We start from the raw sequence: 17,524 nt of genomic DNA, 5'->3' as shown, positions 1-17,524 counted from the left end.
ACAGGATATGAAATTCAGCAACGGATGCTGGCTGCAAAAAGAAGGATGTGAATGTTTTGCACCGCAGCAGGTTTATTTTGTGGAAAAAGAGAAGAAGAGAGTGGTTATCTGTGCGCCAACAGCCAGAATCAGGCACCGGGGGGATACATTGGGAGGAATCAATCTGACCCTTGAAATCACCTCGCCTATGCCGGAGGTACTGAGAGTCCGGACCCGCCATCACAAGGGTATGAAGAGAAACGGCCCGGAATTTGAGTTAAATGCAGGGGAACCGGTAGATATGGATGTCCGGGAAGATGAGGAAACCATAAGAATCTCAAGCGGCACATTAACACTGGTACTGACAAAAGAAAACTGGAGTATGACATATGAGCGAAACGGTGAGATACTTTCAAAAAGCAGCGGCCGTGATCTGGCTTATATGAAAACAGACTGGAAGGGATACGCCTACGACAAGGGCAGTCAGGATGCCTATATGAGGCAGCAGTTAGGATTATCGGTGGGAGAACTGGTCTATGGTCTTGGAGAAAGGTTCACGCCATTTATCAAAAACGGGCAGAGCGTAGATATCTGGAACGAGGACGGCGGAACAAGTACAGACCAGTCCTATAAGAATATCCCTTTTTATCTCACAAGCAGGGGATACGGCGTATTTGTGAACCACCCGGAGAAGGTTTCTTTTGAGGTGGGGACAGAGCAGGTATCTAAGGTGGAATTCAGTGTACCGGGGGAATGTCTTGATTATTTCTTTCTCAATGGGCCGTCTATGAAAGAGGTTCTGGAGCGTTATACCAGCCTGACAGGGAAACCGTCTCTGCCTCCGAAATGGACATTCGGGCTGTGGCTGTCAACATCCTTTACCACAAACTATGATGAGAAGACAGTCATGAGCTTTATTGATGGGATGGAGGAACGTGGAATACCACTGCAGGTTTTCCATTTTGACTGTTTCTGGATGAAGGAATTCCATTGGAGTGACTTTATATGGGACAGTAGAGTATTTCCCGACCCGGAGGGAATGCTTGCCAGAATCAGAGCGAAGGGGCTGAAAATCTGTGTCTGGATCAATCCCTATATTGCAGAGGAATCCTGTCTGTTTGAGGAGGGAATGGATAAGGGATATCTGGTCAGGAGGGAAAACGGGGATGTGTGGCAGTGGGATATGTGGCAGCCGGGAATGGCGCTGGTGGACTTTACAAATCCTATGGCCTGCCAATGGTACCAGGAAAAACTGGAAAAACTTCTCGATATGGGAGTGGACTGCTTTAAGACGGATTTTGGGGAACGGATTCCTACAGAGGACATCAGATACCATGACGGTTCCAATCCGGTGAAGATGCATAACTTCTATACCTATCTGTACAATAAAACTGTGTATGAACTGCTGCAGAAGAAAAGGGGAGCGCAGGATGCTGTATTGTTTGCAAGATCAGCTACGGTCGGGGGGCAGAAATTCCCGGTACACTGGGGTGGGGACTGCTGGTCTAATTATGAAGCCATGGCAGAGAGTCTGAGAGGCGGACTGTCTCTTACCATGTCAGGATTCGGATACTGGAGCCATGATATAGGTGGATTTGAGAGTACGTCCACACCGGATGTGTACAAGAGATGGGCCGCTTTCGGCCTGCTTTCCTCCCACAGCAGACTTCACGGAAGTACTTCGTACCGTGTGCCCTGGGTATATGATGAGGAGTCAGTGGAAGTGCTGCGCTGTTTTACCAACTTGAAACTGGAATTACTGCCATATCTCTGCAGCAGTGCTGTGGAGACTGCAAAGACGGGTATTCCTATGATGAGAAGTATGGTACTGGAGTTTGAACAGGACCCGGCCTGTTTTTACCTGGACAGACAGTATATGCTCGGGGAGAAGCTGTTGGTGGCACCTGTTTTCAGCGAGGACGGAGTGGCATCCTATTATCTTCCTCAGGGGACATGGACGAACTATTTTACGGGGGAGGCTGTGGTGGGAGGCGGCTGGCGCAGGGAACGCCACGGATATCTTTCCATTCCCCTATGGGTAAGGGAAAATACAATTCTGCCCACCGCCGGCAGACGGTGCAGGGCGGCAGACCCTTATGGTGATGATATAGAGCTGAAGATATATACTCTGCGGGAAAAAGCCGAGACAGTGGTATATGAGGACGGAAAAGAAGTGCTCAGTGTTGTCCTGGAACAGAAAGGTGAGACCATATTCGGCAGAACAACATCCTGCAGCGGCTGCCGTCTCCGGTTTGTGAATTTTATCTTCAGCAGTGTGAGCGGAGGCAGCCTTGTGGTGGATGGGCAGGACAGCATTGTTGAGGTAACAGATTCGTCGAAAGAGTTTGTCTGCAGATGTCAGTAACACAGGGTATATTGAGAACAGAAAGGACAGTTGTATGGACAGAGAAATTAGAGAAAGGGCAGAAAGCCTGGTAAAAGAGATGACTCTGGATGAAAAAACAGGGATGCTTCATGGGGCACGGCTTTTTGAGACGGCAGGTATTCCGAGGCTGGGCATTCCGCCTCTTAAAATGTCGGATGGACCTATGGGAGTACGTCATGAGTTTGAGGGCACCCGGTGGAAGACGATTGGCCATTCCGATGATTATGTGACATATCTTCCCTGCAACAGCGCGCTGGCTGCCACCTGGAACAGAACCCTGGCCGGGGAGATCGGGAGTGTGCTCGGCGAGGAGGCCAGGGGACGTGGAAAGGACGTAATACTGGCTCCGGGAATCAATATAAAGAGAAGCCCTCTGTGCGGAAGAAATTTTGAATATTTTAGTGAAGACCCGTATCTGACAAAGGAAATGGCAGTGCCGTTTATTCAGGGGGTACAGCTCTTTGATGTGGCTGCCTGTGTAAAGCATTTTGCAGGGAACAACCAGGAGACGGAGCGGCTATGGGTGAATGTGGAGATTGAGGAGCAGGTGTTGAGGCAGATATATCTTCCTGCTTTTTACGAGGCTGTGACAAAAGGCGGAGCTATGGCAGTCATGGGGGCGTATAACAGGCTCTGCGGGGAACACTGCTGTGAGAGCCGGTTTCTGCTGGACAGGATACTAAGGGAGGAGTGGGCATACGACGGGGTGGTGATTTCCGATTGGGGGGCAGTACATCATACAGACAGGGCAGCGGCCTGCAGCCTGGATATTGAGATGTCTGTTACATCTGATTTTGATGCGTATTGTATGGCGGACCCGCTGAAGGAAAAAGTGCTGTCAGGAGAAATCAGGGAGTGTGAAATAGATGAGAAGGTAACACGTATACTGGCTCTTATGATGCGTCTGCATATGCTGGATGGCAGGCGGAAATCCGGCAGTTACAACACGGACAGCCACCGCAGGAAAGCACTGGAGGCAGCCAGGGAATCAGTAGTTCTTCTGAAAAATGAGAAGGGCTGCCTGCCTCTGCAGAGAGAAAGACTGAGGCGTATACTTCTGATCGGAGAAAATGCGGAGCGTCTCCATGCCAATGGCGGTGGAAGTGCTGAGATAAAGGCACTGTATGAGATATCGCCTCTGATGGGGCTCAAATCCCGTCTTGGGGGGAATGTGCAGGTGGACTTTGTGCAGGGATACTGCAGCTGCGGGGACATAAAAGAGGAGAAAAAGCAAGGATGGCAGGAGACCAGCCTGGAGAATGGCGGAGGTCAAACAGGGAAAAGGGAAACAAAAGACAGCAGGCTGGAAATGAGAAGACGGGAACTCCGCCTTGAGGCAGTCAGTCTGGCAGATCAGTATGATACAGTTATCTATATAGGCGGGCTGGACCACAGCCATGACTGCGAAGGAAATGACAGGGAAGATATGAAACTTCCATATGAACAGGATGTTTTAATCTCTGAACTTTTGAATGTAAGACCGGATATGATCGTAGTGATGGTTGCGGGGAGTCCGGTGGAGATGGGGGCCTGGATTGACCGGGCAGATACTGTGGTCTGGGGATGGTATGCGGGCATGGAGGGAGGCAGCGCCCTGGCAGAGGTGCTGCTGGGTGAGACTGTTCCCTCAGGTAAACTGCCGGAGACTTTTTATAAAACCCATACAGACTGCTCAGCACACGTACTGGGAGAATTTCCAGGGGGTGAAAAGGTTACATACGGTGAAGGGATGTATGTCGGATACAGGTACAATGATACATTTGGGGTAGAACCGCAGTTTTGCTTTGGTCACGGGCTTTCCTATACAACGTTTGAATACAGCGCACTGCGGCTGGAAAGAGAGAGGGGGTGTATTCATTTTATGATTGAAAATACAGGGGAGACTGCCGGAAAAGAGACAGCACAGGTATATATAAGAAGAGGAAAAAAAGATGCGCCGCTCCAGGAGCTTATCGGATTTGAAAAAATATTCCTTGAAAAAGGAGAGAAAAAGGAAGTTGTGATAGAGATAGAAACAGTTACAGCAGGCTGTGAGATCCGGGTGGGGAGTTCCTCCAGGGATATCCGTCTGCGCTGTGAGGGATAGGACAGGTTGTGTTACGGCGAATATAAAAAACCGGGAAGGATTTCATTCTACCCGGTTTCTTATAATTTTTCAGTCAGAGAGATAATCTCCCCACACATATCCCGTTTCCCCTTCATAGACGATCCGATGCCATCCGTTGTCACAGATTCCGGTCCGTGTCACTGTGGCACCTCCCTGGAGCACGCCCAGGACCTCTGCCTGGCTTGCCGCGTCGGCTCTTACATTTACAGGGCTTTTTACGGTGACGGTCTCTGTCTTCTCCTCCACTTTGGCACCGGAATCCGGTTCATCGTATCCGGCTTTTCCGGAATTAAAACCTTCTGCGCCGCCGCTGGGTGAGATCACTTTTGTCCCGTCTGTGGGAAGCAGGCCTGAATTATCGTCTGTGGTGATGATCTTTCTAAGCCGGACTTTACTGGTATCTGTTCCGTCCAGGGGACCTACATAAATAAGCGTCACTTCATTGCCAGGGATAATTCCGTTTTTGCAGTCCAGTTCCGCTTTTGTCATATCAAAAGTCAGTGTTTCATTATCTGAAGTATTTATACTGATTTCCTTTCCGGTAAAAGCTGTCACGGTTCCGTCCATGGAAGCAGATACAGAATCCAGGGCAGCCTCCTCCTCCGCAGCGCTGTCGTCCTTGCCGCAGGCGCCCAGTACGGACAGACACAGAACAGACAACAGCAACAGGAGAAGATATTTCAGTTTGTCTCTCATCAATTACATCCCCTTTCCCGTTTCCTAATATTTTAAAGTATTTCAGCAAAATGTCAACGAAAGTTTTTCTAAATACTGTTCACAGTCACTGCTGCAGACGCTTCTCCAGATGTCTGCGGAAAAAGAGGAAAAAGGCAGCAGTCGCCATAACCGAGGCGATTCCGTCTGCAATAGGCTGCGCGTAGAACGCGCTTCTGGCCCCGAAAAAGATGGGAAGGAAAATAGTAAAAAGCATGTAATCCCCTTTCCGGAACATGGAGAGAAACAGGGCAGTTCTGGAAAGTCCCAGCGCAGTAAAACCGTCCACAAACACATACTGGAAGCTGAGTGGAATGATCAGCAGCGTAAACACATGGATTCCCCAGGTGGAAAGGGATACCAGAGACGGCTCGTCGGTAAAGATCCGGATAAAGTATACAGGCACGATCCTGGACAGTATAAACATTACGGTTGTAAAGCAGAGGCAGAGAAGCAGGATATATTTTTCTGCCTTTTTCACCCTGTCCACAGCTTTTGCGCCGTAATTGTAGCTGAGTATGGCCTGTGTTCCGCTGGAAATACCCAGCATGGGGCCGGTTATGAGCATCATGTAGCTCTGCACAATGGTGGCACAGGTGATGAGCACATCACCTTCGCCGGGACCGCCGTACTTCTGCAGCATGGCATTCAGGACAATGATGATCACACTGTCGGTTGCCAGAATCAGGAAGGGGGAGACACCCAGTACCAGGATCCTTTTGACGATCATGGGGGACCAGGCCGGTTTCCGCAGCCTGGTTATTTTAATGGGAACCTTTTTGCCGATCAGGAAACAGAAAGCAAAGGCGCAGGATGCAAACTGTGCGATAACCGTGGCAATGGCTGCACCCGCCACATCCATATGCAGACCGAAGATAAAGACAGGGTCCAGGATTATGTTGGTGACAGCGCCGATCAGCACAGTGGTCATTCCCACACCGGGAAACCCCTGACAGGTGATAAAATAATTAAGCCCGATCGCCATGAGGGCGAAGAACGTTCCTGCTGTGTAGATGGTGAGATAGGTGTCCGCGTATACAAAGGTGGCGGCACTTGCCCCGAACCAGAGCAGAAGATATTTTTTCGTCAGGAGAAAGAGCAGGGTCAGTACAGCGGAGAAGACCACCAGCATGGCAAAGCTGTGGGCCAATATGGACTGGGCCTGTTTCTTCCGCCCGGCACCCAGACGCATGGACATGAGGATAGAGCCGCCCAGTCCGATCAGGGTTCCGAAGGAGGTGAGAAGGGTGACAATAGGGCCGCAGATTCCCACTCCCGCAAGTGCCAGATCTCCGATCTTGGGTATGTTTCCGATGAACATTCTGTCAATGATGCTGTAAAGTACGGTGACGAACTGGGCGATCATGGAGGGGACAGCCAGTTTGAGGACCAGCAGCCATACCTTGTCCCTGCCCAGGTCAGTTGTCTGTTTCATGTTTTTTGTTTCCTTTCGTCTCAGGGGCGCGCAGCCCTTGTATTATGATGACAGGTAAATGCGCAGGCCTACAGAATAATTATGATGCCGGTACCACAGATATTCTTACATAAGTTGGTTCGGCAACGCTCAGGGTATAGTTTAAGTAGGTCTCGCCGATCACCCCGATCAGATCTTCCGCATTGGATACGTGGTCAGTAAACACACCGATCAAAAATGGTGCAGGTGTGTAGACAATCCCATAGTCGTGGAGACACCCGTCGTAATCTCCGTATTTATGGGCCACCGGGAAGAGGTCCAGGTCTATGTATTTTTGTAAAAAGGTGCCCGGCGCAGCTTCTTTCATGTATTCCAGAAGCGGAGTGTACGCGGAGGAATGTTCATATAGATAATTTATCACATCAAAAGAAAAATCAGCACAAAGCTTGTTGCTGGCAAAAAACGCATCCGGGTAGGTGTTGTCCGAATATTTCAGCATCATATGCCGGTAGGCGGAAACACCGCCCAGGTTTTGGATCATAATATTATTGGCTGTGTTGTCACTGCACACAATGCTTTCCTCCATGAGATAGGAGAGGGGAACCAGGCTGCCGGGCCGGTAATCATAGGGGGTGGAGCCGTCTCCCTCCGTATCTGTGGCTGAGGCATTGTAGGGAAGCCCGTCCTCCGGGGTGCGCTCCCCGCTGTTGACGGCATCGTAGTAGAGCATGTTGACAGGCACCTTCACGGTACTGGCTGCCGTAAAGAGGGTGTCAGGATTGTATATATATATTTCCTGCGTGAAGGTATTGCGGTAGAAGAAGGAAAAGTTTTCTTCATTCAGTCCGTATTCTTCCAGAATGGAATCCAGCAGGCTTTCGGCTGTGCTGCCCTCGGGAATTTCTCTTTCAGAGGAATATTCAGCAATATCGGATTCCACAAGTATATAATCGGCCATGTTCTCCAGGGCTTCGTATTCCAGATCAAGATCCGGGGAAGCGTAATCCGTATTCGGCAGCGGTGCATAGGCAAAAGTATCCCGGGAGGCATCTGTCAGGAAGCCCAGAGGTATGATGCTGAGGAGGAACAGAAATGTCAGCACAAGGATATTTCGTATGTCAGAGTTCTTTTTCATTGGTATCATCTGCCTTTTCTGTCTGTTAATTCAGGCTGTCTGTAAATTTTTGCATTACTCATCTCATTATAAATAAAAAGCAGAAATTTGTCATTAGTATTTCAGGTATTTTCCTTTGGAATTTACGGGGGTACGGCAAAACAGCTTGCACCTCACAAACAGCCTATGTTATAATTCCCTCATAGAGAGAAAATGACTTTTGGGAGCACTGCATCAGCAGTGTTTTTTTGAGTGATGTCTGCCCGCAAAAGGCGCGGGATGTCAAAAACGGAGAGGAATGGATTATGCTGAAGATTAAAGAGTATGTGAAGGTGAACAGTCTGGAGGAAGCCTATGAGCTGAACCAGAAAAAGTCATCCCGCGTGCTTGGGGGAATGGTCTGGATGAAGATGATGAACCGAAGCGTGGGAACGGCCATTGATCTGTCCGGTCTCGGACTGGATACGGTCAAAGAGACAGAGGACGAATTCGTGATCGGCTGTATGACCTCCCTGCGGACTCTGGAGACACACGCGGGATTAAATGCCTGCACGGACGGAGCTGTGCGGGAGAGCCTGCGGCATATTGTGGGAGTACAGTTCAGAAACTGTGCGACTGCAGGAGGCAGCATTTATGGCAGATTTGGATTTTCTGATGTGCTCACCATGTTTCTGGCGCTGGATTCCTATGTGGAGTTTTATAAAGGCGGCAGGGTATCCATGGAAGAGTTTGCAGAAAAAAAAGCGGACAGAGATATCCTGGTAAATATAATTGTTAAGAAACATCACCAGAGATCCGCATATGTAAGCCAGAGAAATGCTAAGACGGATTTCCCTGTTCTGGCCTGTGCGGTATGTCTTGACGAGGAAGGTATGCGGCTTTCCATCGGGGCAAGGCCCGGCAGAGCGGCTCTTCTGAAAGAGAAGATGGATACCCCTGTCAATAAAAAAGATATGAGTGCCGGGGAGTGGAGCAGACAGGCGGAGCTGCTGGCCAAAAAGGCTGCAGAGCGCGTTGTCACGGGAAGCAATATGCGGGCTTCCAAAGAGTACAGAACCCATCTGGTCCGTGTTCTGACCAAAAGGGCGCTGCTGGCAGCAGGAGGTATGGAAAATGGAAATTAAATTTATTTTAAACGGAAAGAAAATGCAGGTGGATGCAGCGCCGGATCTGCTGCTTTTAGACCTTCTTCGGGAGAAGGGCTGCTACAGCGTGAAACGGGGATGTGAGACTGCCAACTGCGGCCTCTGTACTGTTTTGATGGACAAAAAGCCGGTGCTCTCCTGCAGTATGCTGGCGGTCCGCGCGGACGGACATGAGATCGTGACCCTGGAGGGAATGCAGAGGGAAGCGGAGGAGTTCGGTTCTTTTTTAGCAGACCAGGGAGCAGAGCAGTGCGGTTTCTGTAATCCGGGATTTATCATGAATGTCTTTGCCATGCTGGAGGAGATGAAGGAGCCAACGGAGGAGGAGATCGGCGAATATCTTGCCGGAAATCTCTGCCGCTGTTCCGGGTTCATGGGGCAGACGAGAAGTATTCTGGCATTTTTAAAATATAAGAAGGAGCAGAGGGAAGGGGGCAGCGACAGATGAGTTATGTAAACAAACCGGTGAGGAAAAAGGACGCCATGGCCCTTGTGACAGGCCAGCCTGTGTACACGGATGACCTGGCGCCGAAGGATTGTCTGGTGGTAAAGGTTCTGCGCAGCCCCCATGCCCATGCGTGGATCGAGGAGATCAGGACAGAGAATGCCATGAAGGTTCCGGGGATCGCGTGTATCCTCACTTACGAGGATGTGCCCCAGGACAGATTTACCATGGCGGGACAGACTTATCCGGAATTCAGCCCCTATGACAGGCTGATCCTTGACAGAAGAATGCGTTTTGTGGGAGATGCCGCTGCCATTGTCGCAGGGGAGACGGAAAAGGCTGTGGACCGGGCACTGAAGATCATTAAGGTGAAATACAAGGTGCTGGAGCCGGTTCTGGATTTCCATAAGGCAAAGGACAATGCGGTCTGTATCCACCCGGAGGACAACTGGGAGTCACGTTTTCCTGTGGGAGCAGACAATAAGCGGAATCTCTGTGCCCATGCCGAGGAAGGGGACGGGGATGTGGAGAAGATCCTGGCAGACTGTGACTGTGTGGTGGAACGCACATACCATACAAAGGCCAATCAGCAGGCAATGATGGAGACATTCAGAAGCTATACCTATATGGACCATTTCGGAAGGCTGAATATTGTATCCTCCACACAGGTGCCTTTCCATGTGAGGAGAATCCTGGGACGGGCGCTGGGAATCGGGGCATCGAAAGTCCGTGTGATCAAGCCGCGTATCGGCGGAGGCTTCGGCGCAAAGCAGACGCTGGTGTCCGAGGTCTACCCTGCAATCGTGACGGTGAAGACAGGCAAGCCGGCGAAAATGATCTTTTCCCGCTATGAATCCCAGATATGTTCTTCTCCCCGTCATGAGATGGAGTTAAAGGTCCGTATCGGCGCGGACAGGGAGGGGACCATCCGGGCCATTGACGTCTATACCCTGTCAAATACAGGGGCTTTTGGTGAGCACGGCCCTACCACCGTGGGTCTTTCCGGCCACAAATCCATTGCTCTTTACCGGAACACAGAGGCATACCGCTTTGTATACGACGTTGTGTATACCAACCAGATGTCAGCAGGCGCTTACAGGGGATACGGAGCTACCCAGGGAATCTTCGCAGTGGAATCCGCTGTGAATGAGCTGGCGGAAAAGCTGCATATGGATCCGGTTGTGCTGCGCGAGAAAAATATGACAAAAGAGGGAGGCAGGTTTATTGGATACGACGGTGGCACAGAGGTCACAAGCTGTGCTCTGGACCGCTGTATGGCAAGGGCAAAGGAGATGTTTCACTGGGACGAGAAGTTCCCGCGCAGAGTGATGGAGAACGGAAAAGTGCGCGGCGTGGGTGTTGCCATGGCCATGCAGGGCTCCTCCATCGCAGGCGTGGATGTGGGAGGCGCCAGCGTGAAGCTTAACGAGGACGGTTCTTACACCTTAAGCCTCGGGGCCACGGATATGGGTACCGGCTGTGACACGGTGCTCTCCCAGATGGCAGCAGATACGCTGATGACGGATTATGACAACATTGTGGTGTTTGGGGTGGATACGGATATCTCACCGTATGATTCCGGTTCCTACGCCTCCGCCACCACTTATATTGCAGGCAAGGCTGTGGTGAAAGCCTGTGAAAGTCTGAAAGAACGGATTTGGGATCTGGGTGCCGGGATGCTGGAGGTTCCCAGGGAGGACACGGATTTTGACGGAAGCAGAGTCAGCAGGAAGGACGGAAGCGGGGCGGTCAGCCTGGAAGAAATCGGCATCCGCGGTACCTTTGGCAACAACGACTCCCTTCAGGTGACAGAAAATGCCTCCTCACCCATATCCCCGCCGCCATTCATGGTGGGCATGGCGGAAGTGGAAGTGGACAGAGAGACCGGGTCTGTGGAAATGATCGACTACGTGGCAGTGGTGGACTGCGGCACCCCGATCAATCCGAACCTTGCCAGGGTGCAGACAGAGGGCGGTATCGCTCAGGGTATCGGCATGGCCCTCTTTGAGGATATCCAGTACAGTGAACGGGGACAGATGCTGAACAATTCCCTGATGCAGTACAAGATTCCCACCCGCTTAGATGTAGGTAAGATCCGCGTGGATTTTGAGAGCAGCTTTGAAGGAAGCCATCCCTTTGGTGCCAAATCCATCGGTGAGATCGTGATTGACACTCCATGTCCGGCAATTGCTGCAGCCGTTTATAATGCCGCAGGTGTAAGGGTTTCGGAGATGCCCATCACGCCGGAAAAAGTAGCCATGGGAATTGCAGGAATTGAATGTGAAAATTGCAAAAAAGATGAATTTTGACGAAATTTTGACGGCTGCTTTGTTACCTTGAACTGGCTGGCGATTCCCGGCGAGACTGATAAAAACCGGGAGAAAAAATCAAGGAGAGGAAAACAATGAAACAACACGAAAGTGAAAAGAAAATCTTGTGGTACAGCCTTGCATTTATGGCATTCTCCACGGTGTGGGGATTCGGAAATGTGATCAACGGATTCTCAGAGTACGGCGGATTAAAGGCAATCATATCCTGGGTGATCATATTTGCCATTTACTTTGTGCCATATGCTCTGATGGTAGGTGAACTGGGCAGTGCCTTCAAGGACGCAGGCGGCGGTGTCAGTTCCTGGATTCTGGAAACCATAAGCCCAAGGATGGCTTATATGGCGGGATGGACTTACTGGATCGTCCATATGCCTTATATTTCCCAGAAGCCCAGTGCATCTTTTATTGCAGCGAGCTGGGCAATCTTTAGGGACAACCGGATCAGTTCCATGAACACCAGGGTACTGCAGGTACTCTGTCTGGTATTGTTCCTGTTTGCCGTTTGGGTGGCATCCAAAGGAATCAATGTGCTGAAAAAGCTTTCCACACTGGCAGGCTCCACCATGTTCATTATGTCCCTGCTGTTTGTGGTCATGATGCTTGCAGCTCCGGCTATCACCCATGCAAATGTACTGGATATAGATTGGTCTGTGAAGACCTTTATGCCGTCCTTTGATGCGAAATTCTTATTAAATCTGTCCATTCTGGTATTTGCCGTGGGCGGATGTGAGAAAATTTCTCCATATGTAAATAAGACGAAAAATCCCGCAAAGGATTTCTCAAAGGGCATGATCGCCCTGGCTATTATGGTTGCTGTCTGCGCTATGCTGGGAACCATTGCCATGGGCATGATGTTTGACTCCAACAACATTCCGGAAGACCTTATGACAAACGGTGCTTACTATGCATTCCAGACATTGGGAGAGTATTACGGACTGGGCAATTTCTTCGTGGTGGTCTATGCAATCTGTAACCTGATCGGTCAGTTTACGGTTATGATCATTTCCATCGACGCGCCTCTTCGTATGCTGCTTGACAATGCGGATGACAACTTCATCCCTGCATCCATGTTCAAACAGAACGAACACGGCACATACACCAACGGCCATAAGCTGGTCATGATCATTGTTTCTATTCTGATCATTGTTCCGGCGATCGGCATCGGCAGCGTGGATACACTGGTACGCTGGCTGGTAAAGGTGAATTCCGTGTGTATGCCTCTGCGTTACCTGTGGGTATTCGTGGCATATATTGCGCTGAAAAAAGCAGGGGAGAGATTCCCGGCACAGTACCGTTTTGTGAAGAACAAAACGCTTGGCGTTGTTCTGGGAGCGTGGTGTTTCCTGTTTACCGCGTTTGCGTGTGTTCTGGGTATTTACTCTGAGGATACCTTCCAGTTCGTACTGAATATTGTGACTCCTTTCGTATTGATCGGACTGGGATTCATTATGCCTCAGATCGCAAAACGTTCCAAAGCAAAGAATCAGGCATAAGTAAAATAAGCGTCTGGCTGCCAAAAGCGGCCGGGCGTTTGTTGTATGAAAATTCCTGTTGGCAGAACAGCGCCGGACAGGTACAATAGAAGAAAAAGCCCTCATTGGCGGGCAGAACTACAGGAGGAAAAATTAATGTACAGAGAGACTGCAGAACAGCTTCTTGCATTTATTGAAAAAAGCCCAAGCTGTTTTCATGCTATTAAAAATATGAAGGAGATTCTTTCGGCAGACGGATTCGCAGAGCTGAAAGAGGAAGAGAAATGGGAGATCGAAAAGGGCGGCAGATATTTTGTCACCAGAAATGACTCCTCCATCGTGGCATTCACCATACCGGAGACCGGATTTACCGGATACCGCATCATGGCCAGCCACAGCGATTCCCCAACTTTTAAGATCAAGGAAAACCCGGAGATGGAAGTGGATAAAAAGTATGTGAAGCTGAATGTGGAGCGTTACGGTGGTATGCTCTGCGCCCCCTGGTTTGACCGTCCGCTCTCCGTAGCGGGAAGGGTGATCGTGAAAGAAGGGGATAGCTTTGTCACAAAGCTTGTGGATGTGGACAGGGACCTGCTGATGATCCCCAATCTGGCAATTCATATGAACAGGGAAGTCAATGACGGATATAAATATAACGCCCAGGTGGATATGCTTCCGCTGTACGGCGATATCTCTTCAAAGGATACCTTTATGAAAGCCATCGCAAAGGCTGCAGGAGTGAAGGAAGAGGACATTTTAGGACATGACATTTTCCTGTACAACCGTGTTAAGGGCAGTATCTGGGGCGCAAATGAGGAGTTTGTATCCTCCTCACGCCTGGATGATCTGCAGTGCGCATTTTCCTCTCTTCAGGGATTTTTAAAGGGGGAGAAAAAGGAGTACGTGGCAGTACACTGTGTGCTTGACAATGAGGAAGTGGGAAGCGGAACAAAACAGGGCGCTGCATCCACATTCCTGTATGATACACTGGTGCGTGTGAATGAGTGCCTGGGGCTGTCTTATGAGGAGTATTTAAGAGGACTTGCAAAGAGCTTCATGCTCTCCGCTGACAATGCCCATGCAGTACATCCGAATCACAAGGAGGTGGCAGACCCGGTGAACCGTCCTTATATGAACGAGGGTATTGTCATCAAACACAGCGCAAACCAGAAATACTGTACAGACGGCGTATCTGCTGCCATATTCAAGGATCTGTGCAGGGAGGCAGGTGTGCCTTTCCAGACATTTACAAACCGTTCCGACATTCTGGGAGGCTCCACACTTGGAAATATCTCCAATACAAAAGTGGCGCTTAACGCCGTGGATATCGGCCTTCCGCAGCTTGCCATGCATTCTCCTTACGAGACTGCCGGGGTTAAGGATACCTGTTATCTGATCCAGGCGGCTGAGAAGTTCTTTAAATAGTGTAACATGGGTGATAAGGGAAATATACTTCTGAGGTTTATTGGGGGTATGTTTCCCTTTTTTGGGGTGTTGGGGAAAAATTATGGTGGTTTTTGGAGGGGAAGATAGTGCTGGAAGTGGGGGAGGAGGGGATAATGATGGGTCAGTGTTTATCTGTAAATCAAGGACATTTTCAGTCTGAAATTGCCGGGATTACCTATAAAATATATATTTCAGTTAAGGTTTATCTGTAAAACAGAGGTGTACCAAGTCAGAAATCACCAGAATTACCTACAGAGTTTATATTTTAGTTAGGATTTATCTGTAAATCAAGGTCATTTTCAGGCTGAAATCACCGGGATTACCTATAAAATATATATTTCAGTTAAGGTTTATCTGTAAAACAGAGGCGTATCATGTCAGAAATCACCCAAATTACCTACAGGGTACATATTTCGGTTAAGACTTATCTGTAATAGAAGGCCAATCAACATCTTATTCTAATATATCAAGGCACTTCTACAATCATAAAAGGTTCGGAAACCATATCTTCCTATGAGTTTTCAAAAAGACCTTTGCATTCTTGATACCACCCATGTATGATAGATATATAGTAAAGTTTTCCAGTCAAAACTCCGCCAAAAGCTGGGAGTCTGGACGAGAAATCAGAATTGATTGGAATCCTGCGCGGAGAGAAAAGAACTTAAGGCCTTTTTTGGCAGGAAGATTCCCACCTGAAGAAAGTTCTGTGGGAATCAGAACTGCAGCGGAAAAAGGTTTTAAATAATGCAAAACTATATAAGCGGAGGTGTCAAAATGGAAATTAAAGCATGGACCTATGAGGAGTATCCAGGGTATTCAGAGGAAGTACCCGGAGCAGTGCGATTGAAGACAACAGGAGATGAAGTGGGGGTTCGTTACCTGCACGATGTGGAATATGCCAGAGTTGACGATGTACCCCTGCATCTGCAGATCCTGCTGCCTTTTACCAGAAATGAGCCGGATATAATTTACCCGTGCTTGGTATTTGTCCAAGGATCTGCATGGATGGAGCAGGATGTCTGGATGCAGTGTGCCATGTTGTCCGGACTGGCCAAGAAGGGGTATGTGATAGCGGTTGTCCAATACCGGCATTCCGGCCTTGCACCTTTCCCGGCACAGATTCAGGATGCAAGAAACGCGATCCGTTATATGAGGGTTCACGCTTCCGAGTACCATGCAGACCCGGATGGAATTGTGGTCGGCGGTGATTCATCCGGGGGACATACATCCATGTTCTGCGGAATCGCAAGGGAAGGCGGGGAACTGGATGCCAGCCTGTTTCCGGGAGTCTCAGCGGAGGTAAAAGGCATACTTAATTATTATGGCTCTGTCAGCATGATGTACGAGGAAGGTTTTCCATCTACAGTCAATCATCATATGGAGGACAGCCCGGAAGGATTGCTGATGGGAAAAGTAAATCTGAAAGAGCACCCGGAACTATGCAGAAAAGGTTCCGTGGAATGCTGGATCACACCGGAGCTGGATATGGCTCCAACCATGATCGTTCACGGCACAAAGGACAGAACGATTCATACATACCAGAGCGTGCAGCTCTATGAAAAAATGAAAGCATGTGGTAAAGATGTCCGTTTATATCTGCTGGAAGGAGCAGACCATGGCGGCGCTGAATACTGGACAGAGGAAATGTGCAGTCTGGCACATGAGTTCATACAGTATTGTCTGAACCGCTGCTGATATCCTGACCATTAGGTGCAGAACTGGCATGATATGGCATGAGATGCATTTTTTCACCTTTTACATGAAATCCAAATCCAAGATTGTTCCCCGAATCCGTGACCGCACCGCAGTCCTCAGAACCTTTCAGGCGAAAGCCTGCATTCTTCAGTGAGGATAAAAAATAGTCCAGCCGGAAATTCATACAGAAACATTCCGGATACTGGCTCAGCAGAAGGCGCATGGATTTGGGGGCATTTTCAAAGTAGAAATAAGTACCTATCAAGTCTGCGTGAGCGGTAAGATAAGGGGCAATCCTTTCAAATAAAAAAGTATCATGATAAAAGTTATGTTCGTTGGCTGCAAAGAAGTCGAGATGTACGTCTATGCAGTTTTTTTTCAGAGGAAAACGGGTGCTGGAATCCGCAAGATACAGGATATCCAGCTCTGGTTTCTGACGTTCTATCAGATGCTTGTACATGAGAAGGGTTTCCGGATATTTGTCAATGACAATGTACAGGCTGTCAGTGGGCAGATATTCCAGATGATTGTGCATAAAAAACCAGGCATTGATATAAGTCTCCGCAATCACCTTTTCATGCAGGTCTGTTTCTTCAATCTGTTTCAACATCCAGTTATAGGAGCGCTGGAAGGTGCTGATCAGCGCAGGCGGCAGATCTTTGTATAGCTCGCGGGTAATATCCGGTGTATCCTGCAGGTTTTCGTTTTTGTTTGGTGTCATAAGGATACCGGAGGAGATATGGGCGCTGTAGCCGCAGGAGCATGATAAGCTGCCTTTGTAAATAAAACGCTGATCCATTTTCACCTCAGAGAGAGAGAGGGACCCGCCGCAGAGGGGGCAGCACAGAAGCGGCAGGGCAGCAAGGGGGAACCCGGTGCTGGCCCGTGGAGTGCTTTCGGATGCTTCCATGGTTTTGATATGCGAATCCAGGCGTTCCACTACCTGTTGTTTCCGCTCAATTTCTTTCATACAGAAGTCACGTTTTCCCTTGAAAATTTCTTTTAATTCTTCCATGTCCTGGGGGTCAGCCAGTCCTGAGATTCGTTTCAGGGACAGGATAACATGAATCTCCCGCAGCGAGAAATCCAGTTCTTTTAAACCCAGGATCCATTCCAGGTCCCTGACAGTCTGTTCGTCGAATACGTACTGGCCTTTGGGTTTGGGAGGGACCAAAAGCCCATAATTAATGTAATAATAGATGTTGTCCACTGAAATATGGTATTTTTCCGATACTTTTCCTATGCGCACAGTCCGGTTCCTCCTGAGAATCCATTTT

The 17,524-nt window shown here is 49.2% G+C and carries 12 protein-coding genes; 8 read left to right on the top strand and 4 right to left on the bottom strand.

Annotation, left to right across the window (positions count from 1 at the left end; genetic code table 11):
* The first annotated feature begins 7 nt into the window (after positions 1 to 7).
* Complete coding sequence (gene yicI, locus WMO65_RS12930) at positions 8 to 2,344, top strand: alpha-xylosidase (protein WP_148392827.1); 2,337 nt, start codon at positions 8 to 10, stop codon at positions 2,342 to 2,344.
* Positions 2,345 to 2,378: 34 nt separating this feature from the next.
* On the top strand, positions 2,379 to 4,451 hold the full coding sequence (locus WMO65_RS12925; RefSeq protein ID WP_148392828.1) for a beta-glucosidase family protein: 2,073 nt from the start codon (positions 2,379 to 2,381) through the stop codon (positions 4,449 to 4,451).
* Positions 4,452 to 4,520: 69 nt separating this feature from the next.
* On the opposite strand, the gene WMO65_RS12920 is transcribed toward WMO65_RS12925, so the two are convergent.
* The 3 genes from WMO65_RS12920 to WMO65_RS12910 form a co-directional block, all read right to left on the bottom strand.
* Entirely contained in the window at positions 4,521 to 5,168 is a 648-nt protein-coding gene (locus WMO65_RS12920; protein ID WP_033141420.1) for an SH3 domain-containing protein, read from the bottom strand.
* An 85-nt stretch (positions 5,169 to 5,253) separates the two neighbouring features.
* Complete coding sequence (locus WMO65_RS12915) at positions 5,254 to 6,621, bottom strand: MATE family efflux transporter (protein ID WP_118593795.1); 1,368 nt, start codon at positions 6,619 to 6,621, stop codon at positions 5,254 to 5,256.
* Between the two features lie 79 nt (positions 6,622 to 6,700).
* On the bottom strand, positions 6,701 to 7,735 hold the full coding sequence (locus WMO65_RS12910; protein WP_187370608.1) for a serine hydrolase: 1,035 nt from the start codon (positions 7,733 to 7,735) through the stop codon (positions 6,701 to 6,703).
* A gap of 284 nt (positions 7,736 to 8,019) precedes the next feature.
* Here WMO65_RS12910 and WMO65_RS12905 point away from each other — a divergent pair, with 284 nt between their 5' ends.
* The 6 genes from WMO65_RS12905 (at position 8,020) to WMO65_RS12880 (ending at position 16,247) form a co-directional block, all read left to right on the top strand.
* The gene (locus WMO65_RS12905; RefSeq protein ID WP_148392830.1) at positions 8,020 to 8,838 is read left to right on the top strand and encodes an FAD binding domain-containing protein; all 819 of its coding nucleotides are present in this window, start codon (positions 8,020 to 8,022) and stop codon (positions 8,836 to 8,838) included.
* A complete protein-coding gene (locus WMO65_RS12900) occupies positions 8,828 to 9,307 on the top strand; it encodes a (2Fe-2S)-binding protein (RefSeq protein WP_054351985.1) in 480 nt (159 codons plus the stop codon). The genes WMO65_RS12905 and WMO65_RS12900 overlap by 11 nt, the downstream gene beginning before the upstream one ends.
* Complete coding sequence (locus WMO65_RS12895) at positions 9,304 to 11,613, top strand: xanthine dehydrogenase family protein molybdopterin-binding subunit (RefSeq protein WP_148392831.1); 2,310 nt, start codon at positions 9,304 to 9,306, stop codon at positions 11,611 to 11,613. Before WMO65_RS12900 ends, WMO65_RS12895 begins: the two co-directional genes overlap by 4 nt.
* 95 nt (positions 11,614 to 11,708) lie before the next feature.
* Positions 11,709 to 13,127 carry an APC family permease gene (locus WMO65_RS12890; RefSeq protein ID WP_033141414.1) on the top strand — a complete coding sequence of 473 codons (1,419 nt, stop codon included), beginning with the start codon at positions 11,709 to 11,711 and terminating at the stop codon, positions 13,125 to 13,127.
* Positions 13,128 to 13,262: 135 nt separating this feature from the next.
* On the top strand, positions 13,263 to 14,531 hold the full coding sequence (locus WMO65_RS12885) for a M18 family aminopeptidase (RefSeq protein ID WP_148392832.1): 1,269 nt from the start codon (positions 13,263 to 13,265) through the stop codon (positions 14,529 to 14,531).
* A gap of 795 nt (positions 14,532 to 15,326) precedes the next feature.
* Complete coding sequence (locus WMO65_RS12880) at positions 15,327 to 16,247, top strand: alpha/beta hydrolase (RefSeq protein WP_148392833.1); 921 nt, start codon at positions 15,327 to 15,329, stop codon at positions 16,245 to 16,247.
* Here the strand turns inward: WMO65_RS12880 and WMO65_RS12875 are convergent.
* Positions 16,219 to 17,496, bottom strand: coding sequence for a MerR family transcriptional regulator (locus tag WMO65_RS12875; RefSeq protein WP_187370609.1), 1,278 nt, complete (start codon positions 17,494 to 17,496; stop codon positions 16,219 to 16,221). The genes WMO65_RS12880 and WMO65_RS12875 overlap by 29 nt on opposite strands.
* Between the last annotated feature and the right edge of the window lie 28 nt (positions 17,497 to 17,524).

It is taken from the genome of Blautia caccae, assembly GCF_040095955.1.
Lineage (GTDB): Bacteria > Bacillota > Clostridia > Lachnospirales > Lachnospiraceae > Blautia > Blautia celeris.
The sequence above is the reverse complement of the archived record's forward strand: the minus strand, read 5'-3'. Positions and strand labels throughout refer to the sequence as shown.